This is a genomic window from Wolbachia endosymbiont (group A) of Lypha dubia (genome assembly GCF_964028575.1).
Classification (GTDB): Bacteria; Pseudomonadota; Alphaproteobacteria; order Rickettsiales; family Anaplasmataceae; genus Wolbachia; species Wolbachia pipientis.
The window spans coordinates 801,738-819,564 of sequence record NZ_OZ034796.1 but is presented as its reverse complement, the minus strand read 5'-3'; the positions used below and the strand labels follow the sequence as shown (position 1 = coordinate 819,564).

Annotated in this window: 18 protein-coding genes; 6 read left to right on the top strand and 12 right to left on the bottom strand. The window is 35.6% G+C overall.

Annotated features, from left to right (window positions below; genetic code table 11):
* Nucleotides 1-2: 2 nt before the first annotated feature.
* The 8 genes from ABWU72_RS04185 to def all read right to left on the bottom strand — a co-directional run bounded on the left by ABWU72_RS04185 (nucleotide 3) and on the right by def (nucleotide 8,331).
* Nucleotides 3-842, bottom strand: a complete 840-nt coding sequence (locus ABWU72_RS04185) for a glycine--tRNA ligase subunit alpha (RefSeq protein WP_155968808.1) — start codon at nucleotides 840-842, stop codon at nucleotides 3-5.
* Nucleotides 843-886: 44 nt separating this feature from the next.
* Entirely contained in the window at nucleotides 887-1,645 is a 759-nt protein-coding gene (locus tag ABWU72_RS04180) for a phosphatidylglycerophosphatase (protein ID WP_155968810.1), read from the bottom strand.
* Between the two features lie 146 nt (nucleotides 1,646-1,791).
* A complete protein-coding gene (gene hemB / locus ABWU72_RS04175; RefSeq protein ID WP_155968812.1) occupies nucleotides 1,792-2,787 on the bottom strand; it encodes a porphobilinogen synthase in 996 nt (331 codons plus the stop codon).
* Nucleotides 2,780-3,805 (bottom strand): NADH-quinone oxidoreductase subunit NuoH, encoded by a 1,026-nt coding sequence (gene nuoH, locus ABWU72_RS04170; RefSeq protein WP_015588803.1) that lies wholly within the window; start codon nucleotides 3,803-3,805, stop codon nucleotides 2,780-2,782. The genes hemB and nuoH overlap by 8 nt, the downstream gene beginning before the upstream one ends.
* Nucleotides 3,789-5,837 carry an NADH-quinone oxidoreductase subunit NuoG gene (nuoG, locus tag ABWU72_RS04165; protein WP_155969574.1) on the bottom strand — a complete coding sequence of 683 codons (2,049 nt, stop codon included), beginning with the start codon at nucleotides 5,835-5,837 and terminating at the stop codon, nucleotides 3,789-3,791. Before nuoG ends, nuoH begins: the two co-directional genes overlap by 17 nt.
* Nucleotides 5,838-5,842: 5 nt before the next feature.
* Nucleotides 5,843-6,055 carry a hypothetical protein gene (locus ABWU72_RS04160; protein WP_006279675.1) on the bottom strand — a complete coding sequence of 71 codons (213 nt, stop codon included), beginning with the start codon at nucleotides 6,053-6,055 and terminating at the stop codon, nucleotides 5,843-5,845.
* A 934-nt stretch (nucleotides 6,056-6,989) separates the two neighbouring features.
* Entirely contained in the window at nucleotides 6,990-7,802 is an 813-nt protein-coding gene (locus ABWU72_RS04155; protein ID WP_155968814.1) for a uracil-DNA glycosylase family protein, read from the bottom strand.
* Nucleotides 7,792-8,331 (bottom strand): peptide deformylase, encoded by a 540-nt coding sequence (gene def / locus ABWU72_RS04150; RefSeq protein WP_155968816.1) that lies wholly within the window; start codon nucleotides 8,329-8,331, stop codon nucleotides 7,792-7,794. Before def ends, ABWU72_RS04155 begins: the two co-directional genes overlap by 11 nt.
* A gap of 149 nt (nucleotides 8,332-8,480) precedes the next feature.
* On the opposite strand from def, the gene ftsA reads away from it, so the two are divergent.
* A complete protein-coding gene (gene ftsA, locus ABWU72_RS04145; protein ID WP_155968818.1) occupies nucleotides 8,481-9,719 on the top strand; it encodes a cell division protein FtsA in 1,239 nt (412 codons plus the stop codon).
* A 132-nt stretch (nucleotides 9,720-9,851) separates the two neighbouring features.
* Nucleotides 9,852-10,634 carry a type I methionyl aminopeptidase gene (map, locus tag ABWU72_RS04140; RefSeq protein ID WP_155968820.1) on the top strand — a complete coding sequence of 261 codons (783 nt, stop codon included), beginning with the start codon at nucleotides 9,852-9,854 and terminating at the stop codon, nucleotides 10,632-10,634.
* Between the two features lie 27 nt (nucleotides 10,635-10,661).
* Here map and ABWU72_RS04135 read toward each other — a convergent pair whose 3' ends face one another.
* Nucleotides 10,662-11,909 carry an MFS transporter gene (locus ABWU72_RS04135; RefSeq protein WP_155968822.1) on the bottom strand — a complete coding sequence of 416 codons (1,248 nt, stop codon included), beginning with the start codon at nucleotides 11,907-11,909 and terminating at the stop codon, nucleotides 10,662-10,664.
* A gap of 218 nt (nucleotides 11,910-12,127) precedes the next feature.
* Here ABWU72_RS04135 and rsmH point away from each other — a divergent pair, with 218 nt between their 5' ends.
* Nucleotides 12,128-13,009 carry a 16S rRNA (cytosine(1402)-N(4))-methyltransferase RsmH gene (gene rsmH, locus ABWU72_RS04130; protein WP_007548285.1) on the top strand — a complete coding sequence of 294 codons (882 nt, stop codon included), beginning with the start codon at nucleotides 12,128-12,130 and terminating at the stop codon, nucleotides 13,007-13,009.
* Nucleotides 13,006-13,317 carry a hypothetical protein gene (locus tag ABWU72_RS04125; RefSeq protein ID WP_007548286.1) on the top strand — a complete coding sequence of 104 codons (312 nt, stop codon included), beginning with the start codon at nucleotides 13,006-13,008 and terminating at the stop codon, nucleotides 13,315-13,317. Before rsmH ends, ABWU72_RS04125 begins: the two co-directional genes overlap by 4 nt.
* A 301-nt stretch (nucleotides 13,318-13,618) precedes the next feature.
* Here the strand turns inward: ABWU72_RS04125 and ABWU72_RS04120 are convergent, their stop codons facing one another.
* Nucleotides 13,619-13,918 (bottom strand): NADH dehydrogenase ubiquinone Fe-S protein 4, encoded by a 300-nt coding sequence (locus ABWU72_RS04120; protein WP_155968823.1) that lies wholly within the window; start codon nucleotides 13,916-13,918, stop codon nucleotides 13,619-13,621.
* Between the two features lie 145 nt (nucleotides 13,919-14,063).
* Here ABWU72_RS04120 and ABWU72_RS04115 point away from each other — a divergent pair, with 145 nt between their 5' ends.
* Together ABWU72_RS04115 and pth are read left to right on the top strand one after the other, a co-directional pair.
* Complete coding sequence (locus ABWU72_RS04115) at nucleotides 14,064-14,675, top strand: 50S ribosomal protein L25/general stress protein Ctc (RefSeq protein WP_155968825.1); 612 nt, start codon at nucleotides 14,064-14,066, stop codon at nucleotides 14,673-14,675.
* Nucleotides 14,675-15,223, top strand: coding sequence for an aminoacyl-tRNA hydrolase (gene pth / locus ABWU72_RS04110; RefSeq protein WP_155968827.1), 549 nt, complete (start codon nucleotides 14,675-14,677; stop codon nucleotides 15,221-15,223). The genes ABWU72_RS04115 and pth overlap by 1 nt, the downstream gene beginning before the upstream one ends.
* A gap of 2 nt (nucleotides 15,224-15,225) precedes the next feature.
* Here the strand turns inward: pth and ABWU72_RS04105 are convergent, their stop codons facing one another.
* On the bottom strand, nucleotides 15,226-16,188 hold the full coding sequence (locus ABWU72_RS04105; protein ID WP_012673056.1) for an IS481-like element ISWpi4 family transposase: 963 nt from the start codon (nucleotides 16,186-16,188) through the stop codon (nucleotides 15,226-15,228).
* A 443-nt stretch (nucleotides 16,189-16,631) separates the two neighbouring features.
* Nucleotides 16,632-17,780 carry a 2-octaprenyl-6-methoxyphenyl hydroxylase gene (gene ubiH, locus ABWU72_RS04100; protein WP_213863120.1) on the bottom strand — a complete coding sequence of 383 codons (1,149 nt, stop codon included), beginning with the start codon at nucleotides 17,778-17,780 and terminating at the stop codon, nucleotides 16,632-16,634.
* Between the last annotated feature and the right edge of the window lie 47 nt (nucleotides 17,781-17,827).

Genomic DNA, 17,827 nt, shown 5'->3' with positions numbered 1-17,827 from the left:
CGCTATTTACTCATGTACAATTCACAACATTTTTTTGTCAGCTCTCTAACTCTACCAATATAAGCTGTACGTTCATTCACACCAAGCACACCTCTTGCATCAAGCAGATTAAGTAGGTGACTAGTTTTAATACATTGGTCATAAGCTGCCATTGGTAGCTCCTTTTCAATAAGGAACTTGCACAATTTTTCCGTATCTTCGAATTGCTGCTGTACCACTTTAGTATCATAATAGTCTAACGCTAGATAAGAAAATTCATATTCTCTTTGTTTAAAAATATCTCCGTAAGTTACACCGTTATCGTTCCAAATTATATCGTAAACATTATCTACACCTTGTATGCACATTGCTAAACGTTCCAACCCATATGCCGCCTCACCAGGAATCATCTTGCAGTCAATCCCTCCAACTTGCTGTATATAAGTAAGCTGTGTTACTTCCATTCCATTGCATGTAACTTCCCATCCAAGTCCTGATGCACCAACACTTGGATTTTCCCAATCATCTTCAACAAACTTAATATCATATTTTTCTGTAGATATGCCAAGAACTTTTAAGCTATCTAAATAGACGTCTTGTAAATTATTACCAGATGGCTTTATTATAACTTGATATTGGTGATGTTGATACAAACGATTAGGATTATCACTATAGCGTCCATCTGCTGGCCTAATTACTGGTTGTAGATATGCAATTTTTGTCGGTTTTGTATCAATTGCAGACATAATTGTTGCAGGATGTAATGTGCCAGCACCAACTTCAGATGTGTATGAGTGAAGTATAACACATCCTTCACTAGCCCAAAAATCTTGTAACTCTTTTATTATACTTTGTAAGTTCACACAAATTGCACACTTTTTATACTAAATATATAAATAAATAAGTACTATTCAATACCTATTTTTTTAACAGTATCATGTAAATAATCACCTAAGACTGCTGAACTTTCTCTCACATACTGAATTATGCTTTTATTTAGGACAATTGCATCATGCATAGTTAAATCGCAGAATATAAATGCTATTAAATACAGTAAAATCACCGCATAAAATGTGTGAAAAATCCCCTCAAATGTAATTGACATTGCATTATTATAGCTGAGCTGTATTGAACTTATTGGCCATGGTTTTATCACTTCTACGACATTAAAAAATACGTAAGGTATCATAAGAAAAAAGAAAAAGTGCATAAAATCATTAAACCAAAATGGGCATTGAAACATCTGCTTACATATATTCCCATAGAGTTTACTTACAGCATAATAAATTGACATTATTGCTGGCATTGAAAGTGCTACAGTCAGTACTTGCCCTGACGCTATTTGTATTACTATTTCTTCACCACTGTTTGCTGAAGGGTCTTGAGCATGAAAAATAAATATTCCAATTAATTGCATTACTAACATAACTATTGCCAATTTTGTAAAAACAGCAGCTACGACTATTCCTGAGTCTGGCATTTTATATAGTAAGTATTCGCCTCCATATGTAAGAATTAATATAACATCGACAATAAATAATATTAAAAAAGAAGACCAATAGTTCTGCCAACTTGGTAAATATCCTATTCCTAAAAGAGAGCTTACTGTTTTAGCAGGAAAAACCTTGCCTAGCATCTTCCCCAAAAATTTAAAAAAAATCCCCATGTTCTAAGTAACACTTGGTTTATATTATTTATAATACTGTATTGTAACGGACTTATCAATAACTTAAAACATGTATTGGAAGATTTTAGGTAATATGCAGCAACAGTAGAAGAACGTGCGCCAAAAATTTAATAATTTTATAGGGCTTATGCACTTAAATTTTTTGCAATATCAAGTGCAGCGTAAGTGAATATTGCACTTGCACCCGCACGTTTGAAACCAATCAAAGACTCATAAATCACCTTGTCATAATCTAGCCAGCTATTATTTGCAGCAGCTTTTATCATTGCGTACTCACCGCTTACTTGGTAAGCAAAAATCGGAAAATTAAGCTTATCACTTGCTGTTTTGATAATATCTAAATATGGCATACCTGGTTTAATCATAATAAAGTCTGCACCTTCATTTATATCCATTTCAATTTCGCACATTGCTTCGTGCGCATTTTTATAATCCATTTGATAACCACTTTTGTCTATAGAATGTGATAGCCCACATGAACCAACGACTTGCCTGAATGGAGCATAGAAGCTAGAGCAATATTTCACTGCATAAGATAATATTAATACGTCTTGAAAGTTGTTATCATCTAATGATTTTCTGATTCTTCCTACTCTACCATCCATCATATCAGAAGGAGCAACTATATCACATCCTGCCTTCGCTAAAGCAAGTGCTTGCTTACACAGTACTGATATAGTTTCATCGTTTTCTACATCCATCTGATTATCTTTTAAAATGCCGTCATGGCCATGAATAGTGTATGGATCCAATGCAACGTCTGCAATAATACCAATTTCAGGTACCTTTAATTTTACAGCACAAATTGCTCTGCAGATTAAGTTGTCAGAATTATATGCTTCCTCAGCGTTTTCAGATTTTAGTTTACTATCAACTACAGGAAAAATTGCAACAGCATTAATTCCTAAATCTTTAGCTTCCTTAACTATAGACACTAATCCATCTATTGAATAACACTTTACGCCTGGTAAGCCAGAAATTGGTTCAGTTGTTTCTTCTCTGTCGTGAACAAATAGAGGAAAAACTAAATCATTTACTGATAAACTATTTTCACTTGTTAAATTGCGAACCCATTTGCTCGAGCGCCTGCGTCTTAATCTTGTATTTGGGAAATTAAACATTGGATCCAGGCAAATTCCCAGTAAAGAGCAACACCCCTGAAATGAGTATTACCCAAAGCACCGATATTGGTAGAAATACTTTCCAACCAAGGCGCATTAGCTGATCATATCGATAACGAGGTATTGTTGCTCTAATCCAAATAAATACGAATAAAAGTATAATTATCTTCAAAACGAACCAAATTAAACCTGGAATTTTATAAAGCAAACCAAGTTCTAACGGAGGATACCATCCTCCTAGAAAGAATATCGTCATCATAGCACTTGCTAGAATCATATTTGCATATTCTCCAAGAAAAAAGAGGGCAAAAGGCATGGATGAATATTCAACGTTATATCCAGAGACTAGCTCTGCTTCAGCTTCTGGTAAATCAAATGGGTGACGATTAGTTTCTGCAAGCAAAGAAATAAAAAATATTATTCCTATAGGCATTAGTAGTAAATCAACCCAAAATGGCATATTGTGTTTCGCTACCACCATCTCTCCAAGATTTAATGTTCCAGTGGTAATAACGACTGCAGCAACTATTAAGCCTATTGAAACTTCATATGAAATCATCTGAGCAGCCGACCGTATAGCACCAAGAAATGCATAATTAGAATTGCTTGACCAGCCTGCAATAATTACGCCGTATACTCCCAGCGACGATATAGCTAGCACGTAAAGCACTCCAACATTAATATTTGCTATAACCTTAGGAATAACTACTTGCTGGCCATTTTCTACAATTACTTCAGCACCAAACGGTATAACTGCCCAGGCAATTAATGCCAAGATAAAGGTAAGCATTGGAGCCATAATGAACAGTATGGTGCTCGCTCTAAATGGTATTATCGGCTCCTTAATCAGGAGCTTAATAGCATCTGCAAATGGCTGCAATAGCCCAAAAGGTCCAACTACACTTGGGCCGTGCCTCAGTTGAATTGCAGCAAGGACCTTACGCTCAAAGTATGTCAAATATGCAACTGAAAGTAGTAGCGGTACTAAAATAAATAAAATATTAACTAGCGTGTTCATAAAAAGCTTTAGTACAATCTGCCATTATTTTTGAAGCGCGACTTATTGAATCCGTCATATAAAAATTACACTCCTTTAAAGTAAAAGGTGTATTACTTAAATTTATTTTACCATTGCTGATTGGTACCCATGTGTTTTTTATCACTTGATCAGCATTTCTAAACTGTGGACCGATAGTATCTAATTTTTTTCTCACGTCAAATAAACTATCATATGGTAAGGAGAGATCCAAATATTGCGAGAGATTTTTAATAATTAACCAGTCCTCCTTTGCTTCACCTGGAGGAAATACAGCTAAATTTGTTCTTTGCACTCGACCTTCAGTGTTTACATAAGTTGCATATTTTTCTGTATATGCAGCACCAGGCAAGATAACATCTGCCACATGTGCACCCTTATCACCGTGATGACCTTGATAAATTACAAATGTGTTTTCTAACTTTGATGTGTCAATTTCATCTGCACCAAGAAGATAAACAACTTCTATTTCACCACTTTCTGCATGTTCCAATATTTGATTAATATCCCTTTCGCCTTTTTTAGGAACAAACCCAATATCTAGCCCACCAACTCTTGCTGCAGCTTTATGCAGCATATTAAAGCCATTCCAGTCATCTCTGACCATGTTAAATTTTTCTGCAATTTTGCCAGCTAGAACTAGAACTGATTCAGAATCGTCTCTTACTAATGCATCTTGACCGATAATCAGCATAGGGCTCTGAGCAGCACTCAGCAGCTTACAGAACTTATGATTTCCATTTGCTATTTCACTCAAAATATCAGGATTATCGCCCAATTTCTCAACATGATACAAATATTCAATGTTAGGACCAACACTTGCAACAGGAAAGTTGCCCTGTAAATATCTCTTTCTCAATCTTACGTTAATGATCGGTGCTTCTATCCTTGGGTTTGTATTTATAAGCAGACACAAATCCGCATTCTCTATACCTTCAATAGTGGTATTGAACACATACGATCCACGATTATTTGGTATAAGTTTTGCACCATCCTGCCTGCAATCTATATTTCCCGAGCCGAGCTTCTGCATCATTTCTTTAAGTAGAAGCATAGACTCACAATCTGCTAAATCACCTGCAATTGCAGCTATTTTATTTGATTTTGTATTCTTTAATTTCTTTGCAGCAACAGTTAATGCCTCATTCCAATCAACTGGGGCTAATTTACCATCTTTTTTTATATAAGGTCGATCAAGACGCTGAACTTTTAGTCCATCATAGGCAAAGCGGGTTTTATCTGATATCCATTCTTCATTTACCTCTTCGCTCAGCCTTGGTAATATCCTCATAACCTCCGGGCCACGATAATCAACTCTAATTGCGCTACCCACAGCATCTAGCACATCTATAGTCTCACAATGTGATAGCTCCCATGGACGCGCTGTAAAGGAGTAAGGCTTTGAAGTTAAAGCTCCTACCGGGCAGAGATCTATGATATTTCCAGATAATTCAGAACTAATATGCCTTTTTATGTAAGTGCTAATCTCTACATTTTCTCCCCTTCCGATTCCTCCAAGTTCATTTGTACCTGCAACATCAGACAAAAATCTAACACACCGAGTGCAATGAATGCATCGATTCATCGCAGTCTCAATCAGTGGTCCGAAGTGTTTTTTTGGCACAGCCCTCTTATGCTCATCAAGTCTGCTGGTTCCTTTCCCATAAGCCATCGTGATATCTTGCAAATCGCATTCACCACCCTGATCGCAAATTGGGCAATCAAGCGGGTGGTTAATTAGCAAAAACTCAAGCACACCTTCACGTGCTTTTTTAACCTTAGGGGTATCAGTGTGAATAACCATCCCTTCTGCAACTGGCATTGCACAAGAGGCTACTGGTTTTGGAGGTCCACCCTCCACTTCAACCAAACACATTCTGCAGTTACCAGCAATTGCTAAACGCTCATGATAACAAAAACGTGGAATTTCAACGCCCACGACTTCACAAGCTTGAATTATAGTGAGCCCATGCTCTACTTCACATTCCTTAGAATTAATAGTAACTTTAACCACAACTATTATACAGCTTCCCACTTTATAGGATTGCCGCTTACCTCATCTTCAACCAGATTGCCGTTGTCATATTGAGCAGACATATAATTCATGCGCGAATCACGATCTATATATCTAACAGGTTTTACCGGTTTATCTTTATACATTTTTTGCTCAGCTTTCTTACGCTGAGTAGGGTTATTTTTACTAGCTGTCTTTGCTTTCCCACCTGCTGCCATATAAACTCCTAAAAACTTTTCATTCTATTTTAACACTTAAGTATATAGCGTCAATATTTAATAACTTTAAAATTTCAATAGATCTCTTATTATAATCATTTTACAATCATTGTTTAAATAAAAAGTTACCCCTTGATGCCATTCCAGCGCATGACGCACAGCTGTACGAACATTGCAATTTGCAGGCAATTTGCGTGGCAGATTCAAGTAGCTGACACTGGTTTCCATCCAAGACAGCAGTAGCCCTTTCGGTGTTATTTCAGTGCTTGACACTGAAATCCAGGATTTTGATTGGATACTGAGTTGGTAAGCATAAAAGTGTAGCTAACGCGAGCTCTACGTCATACCGCGATTTATTCGCGGTATCTCAAAGCATAGATCCCGCTGCGGGATGACGATTGTCGTTTAGCTATAAACATTAAGAAATTTACCAAACGAAAAAAAAGGCAAAAGAAGCCCTGGGGTTATTATCCGCTTTAAAATATTGGCGTTTTTTATGTTTTAAACGCTTGACAAGCAAGATTAAGCTGCTTTTAATTGCAACTAACTTACGCTGCAAATGTTTAAGAAATTTACTAAGCAGAAAAAAAGACAAAGAATCCCCGAGTTAGCTAGTCTTTTACTATCTCTGTCGAGTATTGGCATTTTTTGATGTCTTGTAACGCTTTATAAGCGCGTTCAGCTTATTTAGATAAAAATCTAGATGTAGATGAAGTTTTGTAAAGACATACAGTATCTATATACTGCAAAAAATTGAACATAAGACGCCGATACATTAAGTAATCCTTACCTTTTAATCTGCAGATTGGCGAAAGCAAATACAATAGCTTCAATTTTATGATAAGGGCGCTGGCGGAGTTTGTCAAGGAAGTTTTTTCGTTTCTAACGATTGTTAACATGCTGCAAAAAACTATGCAAGAGGTCTACCACTTTATTAGGTATTTGTGCAGTTATTGGTGTTATCAAGATACTCCCTAATCTTCTTCAAGTCCTCCCAGGCTAAACGTTTTTGTGCCGGTTGGCGAAGTAGGTAAGCTGGATGAAATATAGCGGCTGTGGTGATTGAATTGGACAAATATTGGTTAGTGTACGTATGAAATCTACCACGCAAATTCGATATAGTTTTTGTGCTGTCAAGAAGGCTATAACATGCGATTCCCCCGACTAAAATTAGAATTTGCGGTGAAACCAGTGCAACATGCTTCTCAACAAATGGTCTGCACATATCAAGCTCTAGGTCGGTTGGCTTTCTATTGCCAGGTGGGCGCCAAAATACAGTATTGCTTATGTATACCTTAGTGCGATCAAGATTGATTGCATTTAACATTTTATCGAGCAACATTCCACTTGCACCACAAAATGGTATGCCTTGAAGGTCTTCATTTGCTCCTGGAGCTTCACCAACGAGCATAATTTTTGCATTTGGATTACCATCGGAAAAGACAGTATTAGTTGCAGTTTTTTTTATCTCACAACCTTCAAATGATTCAACTGCACTTCTTAATTCATCCACACTACCACATTTACCTGCAAGTTTCCTTGCTTCAATTATCCAATCACTTGGAAACATGTCTTTTCCATCTTTAGTGTCACCCCAGCGCGTATCTGCATCTTTCTTCTTGGTCCCAGTTTGGATAACAGAGGGTTCTTTGCTCTCCAATTTTTTTTCCTCTTCACCCTCCATTAGTGTGCAATCAACGCCCACTTCATGGTAAAATTTTAATAATTCTAGGTCTTTATTGCTCATAATGCTTTTTAACCTTTTGTGCTTTTTTCATGGCCATATCATACTTTAATTTAGATAAATGTCTAATATATAATATGCCGTTTAAGTGATCTAATTCATGCTGAATACACCTTGCAAGCCAACCACTAGCTTTTAGCGTCTGTTCTTCGTTATTTAAGTCTCTGTATTTCACAGTTAGATACTTTGGACGCTTAATTTCATGACTTTGCTCTGGAATTGAAAGGCATCCTTCCTTGAGAATTACTTGTTCATCGGATAATTCTGTAATCTCAGGATTAATCATGTAAAATTTGCCAGTTGAGCCATATCCTGCTGGCTCATTTTCAATCGTTTCTAGCTGAATATCCATAACAAAAATTCTCTTTAACACTCCAACTTGCACTGCAGCAAGGCCAAGACCTTCTGCATCGTACACAGTTTCGAACATGTCGTTTACTAATTCTTTAATTTTATCGTTTATATCTGTTACTTCACTGGCACGTGTGATTAGTCTTTCATCAGGGGCAATTACAATTGGTAATATGGACATAAAATGGACATAAAAATTATAATTCTATGTTTTGCTTTTCCTTTTGTCCAGAATTTAGTGTATATTAAAATGTTGCTATATCTATAATAGAAATATAAATTATTAAAGAAAGCTACAATTTAAATGAAATTGCGTAATAAGGTTAACTAATGTACTCTGCAGTAATAGCAAAACCAAAGAGAAACGTTTTTGCTGTTTTAGACATAGGTACAACAAAGATTATTTGTCTAATCGTTAAGATAAATGGCAACTTCAGCTATAAAGTAACAGGAACGGGTTATAAGATTGCAGAAGGTGTAAACGGTGGGTCGATAACTAATGTAAAACACGCAAATTACTCCATCTCATCAACTATAGGTTTAGCTGAGCAAGTGTCAGAGGAAACTATAGACCAGATATATGTGAGCATTGCTGGATGTGGCATCTCATCTTTCAATGTACATAATGAAATTATTGCAGCTAATCATGAAATTTCTGACCGGGATATAAAACGTGTAGTTTTTCAGACGTTTGAGAAATATATTGAAGAAAATGTTATCATTCACAATATACCACTGAAATATCACTTAGATGACATGACTGACATAAAAGAAGTTGGTGGATTGTACGGAAAAAGACTATCTGCTGATGTTAATGTTGTCACTGCTTCGCGTCCAGCGCTTACCAATATTGAAAACTGTATTACCAATAATGGTGGATTAAATATGGCAGGTTGTATTGCTTCTGCATATTCTGCAGGTCTTGCGTGTCTCAGTGAAGATGAAAAAGAGCTCGGGACTGCTATTGTTGATATAGGCGGTGGGTGCACTGCAATTGGAATTTTCAAAAGAGGGAAACTTGTGTATGCAAGCAGCGTTCCAATTGGTGGCGTTCATATCACTCGAGATATTGCTTACGGGCTATGCACAAGCATAGAACGTGCAGAGTATATAAAAATACTGTATGGTAGCACTATCGTAACTTCAATAGATGAGAATGAGTACATTACAATGCAAAACAACGAAAATGATGAACCTACTCAAGTATTCAAATCTGAGCTTATTAACATCATAAGACCAAGAGTTGAAGAAATACTTGAAATGGTAAGAGAGCAATTTCAAGAGCAGAAAGATCCAATTAATAAAGTAGTGATCACAGGTGGAACTAGTCAACTCACAAGCATGAAGGAAATTGCAGGCTATATATTCAATAAGCAAGTTCGAATTGGGTGCCCTGAGTCTTGTAGCGGTCTTGATGGCGAATATGATAAAAATCCTGTATTTTCTGCTGCTATAGGCTCTATAAAGCTAATAGTTGACACTTTTTATAAAAATAATTCTGGTATTTTAGGTCAGGATGGTAAAATGAGTAAATTGTATAATTGGGTTAAATCAAAAGTTACAGTCTAGATTTCTGTTTTACCACCTTTCATACAAATGACTTGACACTAGGATCCATAGGACTTATTTTTATAATATGTAAAATTATTATGTTTATGTACTTGCGAGTAAGCGTACCAATTACAATAAGACATGGAAAATATGAACATAACTATACACTCACAAGAAGATTTTGAATTTATGCGCAAGGCTGGCAGGCTTGCTGCTGAAACTCTTGATTTCATTGCACCGTACGTAAAGGTAGGGGTGACAACTAATGAGTTAAATGATCTATGTCATGATTTTATAATTAATGCAGGTGCAATTCCAGCACCACTAAACTATAGGGGGTATCCAAAATCGATTTGCACTTCAAAAAATGCAGTTGTGTGCCATGGTGTTCCCGATAATAAACCACTTAAAGATGGAGATATTTTAAATATTGATGTCACGGTGATTTTAAATGGCTGGCATGGTGATACAAGTCGCATGTTTTGGGTTGGCAAGCCATCAATAAAAGCAAAACGCTTGTGTGACGCTACTTATCATGCATTGATGGAAGCAATCAAACAAGTTAAGCCCGGCAATAAGTTAAATGAAATAGGGCTTGCTATAGAGAAATATATTAGAGATTTTGGATATTCTATCGTACGCAGCTACTGCGGACATGGTATAGGAAAAGTCTTTCATGCTCCACCAAATGTAGTGCATTTCTATGATCAAGATGAAAATCTCGTCTTGAAGGAAGGTATGTTTTTTACAATAGAGCCAATGATTAATGCTGGAAAACATGAGACTCTGCTCAGTAAACTCGATGACTGGACAGTAACAACACGCGATCTTTCACTTTCTGCTCAATTTGAGCATACGATTGGAGTAACAAAAGATGGTGCTGAAATATTCACATTATCACCTAAGAATTGGCATTTCCCACCTTATAATTAGATTTTTTTAAATTCTGCTATACTGCAACTATACTTGGTTTACTTTGGGTAATTTTGAAGAAAGCTCACCCTTAATTTGCGATATAGCAACTAGCCCAATTAATGCACAGAAAATCATGTAAAAACTAGCTGAAGTCTCTTGTCCTGTAACCTTGATAATTGTTGTGCATATAAATGGTGCAAGGCCGCCAAAAAATCCAGCAGCTATATTTCTTGATAAACCAAATCCACTGTACCGAACCTTTGTTGGAAATAATTCGCACATAAGTGCACTGACAGGACCAAGCGATGCAGCTATTGGAATTATAAAAAGAATGTGTGCCAGCAAGTAATTGCCACTACATAACATTGAAAAAACTGGATAACTCACTATTACAAAAGCTATAAATGCAAATTTCATAACTTTTTCTCTTCCTACCTTATCAGAAAGTATTGCAAACAATATTGTCAATCCTCCGAGCGCAATTTGACTCAGTATTTCCACTATATGATTAAAATGAGTATTTACTGTTAATATTTTATTCGTAAGCACATTGAAAAATACCAAATATATATAGAGAGACGCATTTTCAACCAAGTCAATACCTATTGATATTAGAACAGGCTTTTTGTAATTGTTTAATAACTCTTTTAGTGGCAATTTAGACGGATTTTTTTGTCTTTTATACTCTGGGCTTTCATCAAGTATATATCTCATATATATGCTAATTAATCCCATTGCTAAACTGAAAATGAAAGGTAATCTCCACCCCCAAGATTCAAAATCAGATACTTTTTTGCATATGAGTACCGCTATCAAGCTTAATACTGAACCAAAAATTGCGCTTAATACTTCAATGCTGCCAAAAAATCCTTTTTTGTTTTTAGGAGCATGTTCTATTAAAAATGGTGCATTTCCTGCTTCTCCTCCAAGAGATATACCCTGCAATAATCTTAAACACACTACCAGCATTGACGCTAGTATTCCAATGCTTTGATAACCTGGAACAAAAGCAATTAATACGGTTGATAAAGTCATTAATATAATCGAGAGCAATAAGGCAACTCTTCTGCCATGTTTATCACCAATGTGACCAAATATAGCAGCACCGACTGGTCTCATTAAGAAACCCACTGCAAACATTCCAAAAGCCTTCAATACGCTGGTTAGTTGATCATCCGATGGAAAAAACACACCACCTATTATGTTTATTAAGTGGCCAAAAAGCATGTGGTCATACCACAATAAAGTGTTACAAATCAAACTTGAAAATATTACTTTTGTTATTTGCTGCATAATTTCCCTATAGCCTGTTTGATCTTATATATAAAAAAAAATGTGAACGTTATGTGAATATTATATTAACAATATTAAACCTTGATTTTAATATTATTGCTCATATATTCCGATAAGATACCATATTTTGGCAAGAAAATCTATGTACATAAATAAAATTGATGTGAAGAGTAGAGTAGAGTAGGATATCTACACCAACTGTACTTAAATTTTTTGATATGACACACACTCCAGTTTTGTTAAAAGAGATGCTATCACTACTATCACCGCAGGATGGTGGCATATACGTGGACGCCACATTTGGAGCTGGAGGGTATAGCAAAGCAATATTGGAGTCAGCTGATTGCAAAGTATATGCAATTGATAGAGATGAAACGGTAACTAAGTTTTATGATGATTTAAGCGTTAGATATCCAGATAGAATAAAACTATTCATTGAGAAGTTTAGTAATATTAAAAATTTATTAGATAGCAACAATATTGAAGGTATCGATGGAATAGTTTTTGACATCGGAGTTTCATCTATGCAGCTTGATAACGGGGATAGAGGGTTCTCATTTTTACATGATGGTCCACTCGATATGAGTATGGATAACTCTTCTTATATAAACGCTTCAACGTTTGTTAACGCTTTACGCGAAGAAGAAATCGCAAATACTATATATAACTACGGAGGCGAACGTCATTCTCGCAAAATCGCAAGAGCAATAGTAAATGCACGGAAGAAGAAAACTATCAAAACTACATTTGAGCTTGCGGATATTGTACGTTCCGTGGTATTTCGTGGAAAAAGCAAAATTGATCCTGCAACCAGAACATTTCAGGCAATCAGAATATGGGTAAACGATGAGCTGGGAGAACTTGAAAAGGGCATTAAAGCTGCATCTGAGATTTTAAGTGAGAATGGCAAATTAATTGTCGTCACCTTTCATTCCTTAGAAGATCGTATAGTCAAAACTTTTTTTAAAGATTTATGTGCTACTGATTGCAAGACATTCTCTCTTCTAAATAAAAAAGTGATCGAAGCAAGTATAGAAGAAGTAAGTGCAAATCCGCGTTCACGCTCAGCAAAACTAAGAGCTATACAGAGGTTGTCATGAGAACTTTCTGCATCATCTCAATAGTTATGTTTTTTCTTAGCATTGTAGGACTATTTAAGGTAAAATTACATGTTCAGTCATTAAATAGAGAGCTAATAAAAATAAAAAGTGAAATTAATTTAGTGCAAAGTGATATAAAAGTTTTACAAGCAGAATGGAGCTATTTGAATAATCCAAAAAGGCTTGCAAGCCTTGTAAAGAAATACCTGAAAAATAACTCTTTAATACTGGCTAGCCAGGTTAAAAATCTTGACTCTTTAAATGGCCGCAGCGTGCTAGCACAACTTAAAATCCATGATCAACAGTGAGATTAAGTCTTATTTTTTACAGATGAGCACATCACAATAAAACTTACTTTGTATCCGTTCAGGATAGCGGCAAGGTAGTATAACCATAGAGTAAAAGTGAGTTTACAACAAATGGTGTCATCCCAGTGCTTGACACTGGGATCCAGCCTTTCCATAATCATCAAAAACATTGTATTTTAACGTAAAACAGCTATTTTTATGCTTACCAACTTAATAAAATTCCTGGATCCCAGTGTCTGGGCACTGGGATAACAAAGGAGAGCAGTGTCAGCTACTTGCATAACACCATTTGTTGTGCAACTTACTTTAGTATGAAATTGCTTGCGTAAGATTTTGGCAGCCTCTTAACATTTTTTGGCATTTCAATTACGTATTTAACGTTGCGTTTTTTTGCGTAGAATACTGCTTTTTCAAGAGAGTCAAACTTTAATACAATCTGTTTTTTTGGATCTTTTGAGCCAACCCACCCCATCAAAGGTTCAATGTAGTAAGAACCAGATTCAATTTTTAGGTGCCAGAAATTTGTATTACCTAAACCAGATTGTGTTGCAGTTCTTGTTGGTCTATAAATCCTAAAAACTACTTTATCGTCAATGCCCATAGTTCTTGTTAAATAAGCTTAAATATATATCCAAATAAATCCTTTCACAAACAATTAGTATGAAAGAATGAAGTTTGAAATAAATATTTTTATGTTATATTATTATTAAATTATATTAAAAGGATTAGCTAAACAGGAGTAACCGATGACGCAACAGGAAATAGTAACAATTAATGCAGAGTTACGTGATATAACAAAAACAAAAGCGATGCATTCTCTAAGGAAGAAAGGAAACATCCCTGGAATCATATATGGAAAGGGCCATAATAATGTAAATTTGACATTGTCTGCAAAGGAATTCACGAAGCAATATAAATCAGGTTCTCTTTCTGCACATTTGATAGAGCTGAATATTTCGGGCAAAAAGGAATATGCTCTTGTTCGCGATATCCAATTGCATGTAGTAAAGGATACTGTGCAACATGTTGATTTTCAATTTGTTGATAAAGGCAGCGAAATTAAAATAGACATACCTCTATCATTTGTGAATGAAAGTAAAGCTCCAGGGATCAAGTTAGGTGGAGTGCTTAATGTTTTGTGTCGTTCTATTGCTGTTAAATGCTCTCCTGATAAAATACCTCAGGTTATAGAAGTTGATTTATCCGGCAAAATGATTGGCCAATCTATACATATCAATGATGTAAAATTACCAGAAGGTGTTAAGTTTGTAGCTCATGAAGAAGAAAATTTTACCATTGTTACAATTTCTGCTGCCGATAGTGACGTTGAAGAACCTCAAGCAGAAACAGAGGAATAGTGCACCTGATAGTTGGGCTTGGTAATCCTGGCAGTCAATATGAGCTAACTCATCATAATATCGGCTTCATCACCGTTGATGCAATCTGCAAATATTGGAATTTCCAGTCGTTCTCTAAAAAAGCCGATTATCTAATAACCTCTGGCATAATTAATGATAATAAAATCATGTTAATAAAGCCTTATTCATTTATGAATAATTCAGGCATTTCTGTTGCAAAAATACGAAACTTTTACAAATTATCGCTAGATAATATCGTTGTCATACACGATGACGCTGATTTGGAACTTGGAAGAATAAAAGTAAAGAAAGGTGGTAGTTCTGCTGGACATAATGGACTTAAATCCATAGATAGTTTTATTGGCAACGATTATTGGCGCTTGAGATTTGGAGTGGGTAGACCTGAAGATCAAAGAAGCTTAGCAGATTATGTGTTATCAAAATTTTCAAATTTTGATAATGTTACTCCCTTAGTGGAAAAAATAGCAAAAAATATACACTTAATGCTGCAAGGAGATAATACAGCTTTTATCAATTTGATTGTATAATATTACGAAACACAGGGAGTGTATGGTCCCAGAGTGTGATGGTGTGGATTTAGTATGAACAATTCAGGAGATTTTGTCCACTGTAAAGATATAAACTCAAAAGGTGTAAGACCCTTAAGAGTTTTGAGTCTTTTAGCATAATTGTAGGCCATAACAAAGTCATAAAGATGCTCTTTGAGTTGCTGGTGAGACTGATAGTAATACTTCTTAACAGTGGCATTCTTTAAAGTTTTGTTCATACGCTCAACTTGCCCATTTGTCCAAGGATGGCTAACTTTTGTTAGACGGTGTTCAATGTCATTTTCTTCACAAGCTCTATCAAATATATGTTGAAAAGCGTATTTATGGCGTTTTTGGTTGGTAAATTGTACACTGTTATCTGTCAAAATAGTGTGGATTTTATATGGTAAAATTTTAATCAAATTACGTAGAAACTCAGCAGCTATAGGTTTTGTAGCACTTTTATGCAACTCAACATACGTAAATTTGGATGTTCTATCTATTGCAACAAACAAATATAACTTTCCTTCTTCTGTTCTGACTTCTGCAATATCAATATGGAAATAGCCTATAGGATATTGTTTGAATTTCTTTTTTGGTTTAACTTCGCCATCAACATCTGGTAGTCTGCTAATGCTGTGCCTCTGTAAGCAACGATGTAGACTAGAGCGAGTCAAGTGTGGGATTGAGGTTTGCAAAGCGTAGAGACAATCATCTAATGGCAATAGAGTATGCTTACGAAATGCAACAATTACAGCCTCCTCTTCTAAAGTTAAAACAGTTGATCTTGCATGCTTCGGACCCATATCAGCGTCTTTGGCAAAAGACCGTTTTCTCCATTTAATGATAGTTTTTGGATTAAGGTTATAGTACCTGGAGAGTTTTGCTATGCTCTCTTTACTATTTTGTATTGCTCTACGAATTGTCTCTGTTGTTTTGGCGCACCCATGTAATATTTGTCCCATAATTCCTCCTTTGATGGTATTGTTTTCTCATATTTTATCATACCATCACACTCTGGGACCATACATCCCCCCCTCCCCCCCCTAATTCCTATATCAAACCTTTCTTTACTAGATTATATAGTCAATATAAAAAGCCATATAAAATTGCTTCCACTGCTGCCATGAGGAAATTGCTTATTCTTGCTAACTCTTTAGTCAGAGATGACAGGGTTTTTACTGAGGAATATAACTCTCTGTCTGTTTCTATCTAAGAGCCAGTATAGCTGTGGATAAGCACGTTTATACAGATAAAAGTACTTATCCACAGCTACATCAATTTTTCTATTGACTTTTAACACAACTGCTAAACAGATACATTCGTCATCCCGCTACGTGTTAGCGGCCAAGATACCGCGGCGGTATGACGTGGGAAACCTGACTTGCATTAACTATAAAATAGTGATTTATATAAATCCCATAGCATGCCGAATGAAGCGTTTTTTGAGGAAATTTGAATTTTCAACTGCAATCAAGCCAAGATTTCTTAGTGCTTTAGCGCAGAATATTCTGTTGGAAAACATCCTATTTAATCCATCAGTTGCAAGCGCCATTGTAAAATTATCAAAGTATCTGTTACGTGAAATTTTCTTTAATAAATAACTACTGCCAACATCAGTACCAGCCGCTTTTGCAGCAACTACGTGCTTTATAACACTTTCTACATCTCTAATTCCAAGATTAAGCCCTTGACCTGCAACTGGATGAATTGAATGTGCTGCATCGCCGATAAGCAAAACTCTACCCTTATATAACTTTTTTGCGAAAGCAAAACTTAAAGGATAAAGTTTTCTTTCACCCTCTAATTTTATCTCTCCTAAATAAGAACCAAATCTTTTTTTAAGCTCTATAATAAATTCTTCTTCAGACAGATCCATTAGCATTTTTGAAATCTCAGATTTTTCTGTCCAAACTATCGAAGAAGTATAGCCACCCTTCATCGGTAGAATTGCAAATGGACCGCCAGGGAAAAAACGCTCCACAGCTAAGTTTTGGTGATGCAGTTCATGCTTTACATTAAATACTATGCTACTTTGTTTATAGTCAAATTTCACTGTCGGTATAGAAAATAACTCTGGTAATTTAGAGTTTTTGCCTTCAGCGCAGATAAGTAGCGATGATATTAATTCCTGGTTATTATCAAGAATCACTTCCACATATCCTGAATCACAAGCAATTGTTTTATAGGAATGTGGAGAGTATATATTCAGTTTATTTAGAAAATTATTGTTGATTGCATTCCATATAGTAGCATTGTTGATAACATAACCCATTGGCTCTTCGCTAACCATTTTATGATTGTAATGCACAGTAACCGCATCTAATATGCATATATCAAGTATTGGCTCAGCTTCACTTTCCACAAACTGCCAAATCCCTAACTTTTCCAATATTTTTTTCGAGCCTTGAGAAATAGCAAATGCTCGATTATCATCTACTACACGTGGTAGACTATTTTTTTCAATCACAGCTACAGACACAGAGTCACAACTGAGGCCAATGGCAGTAATAAGACCAAGTAACCCACCACCTGAAATGATTACATCATAATTCATTTTATTTACGCTAATTGTAAAATTATATTTTATCTGTTTTGAAAATA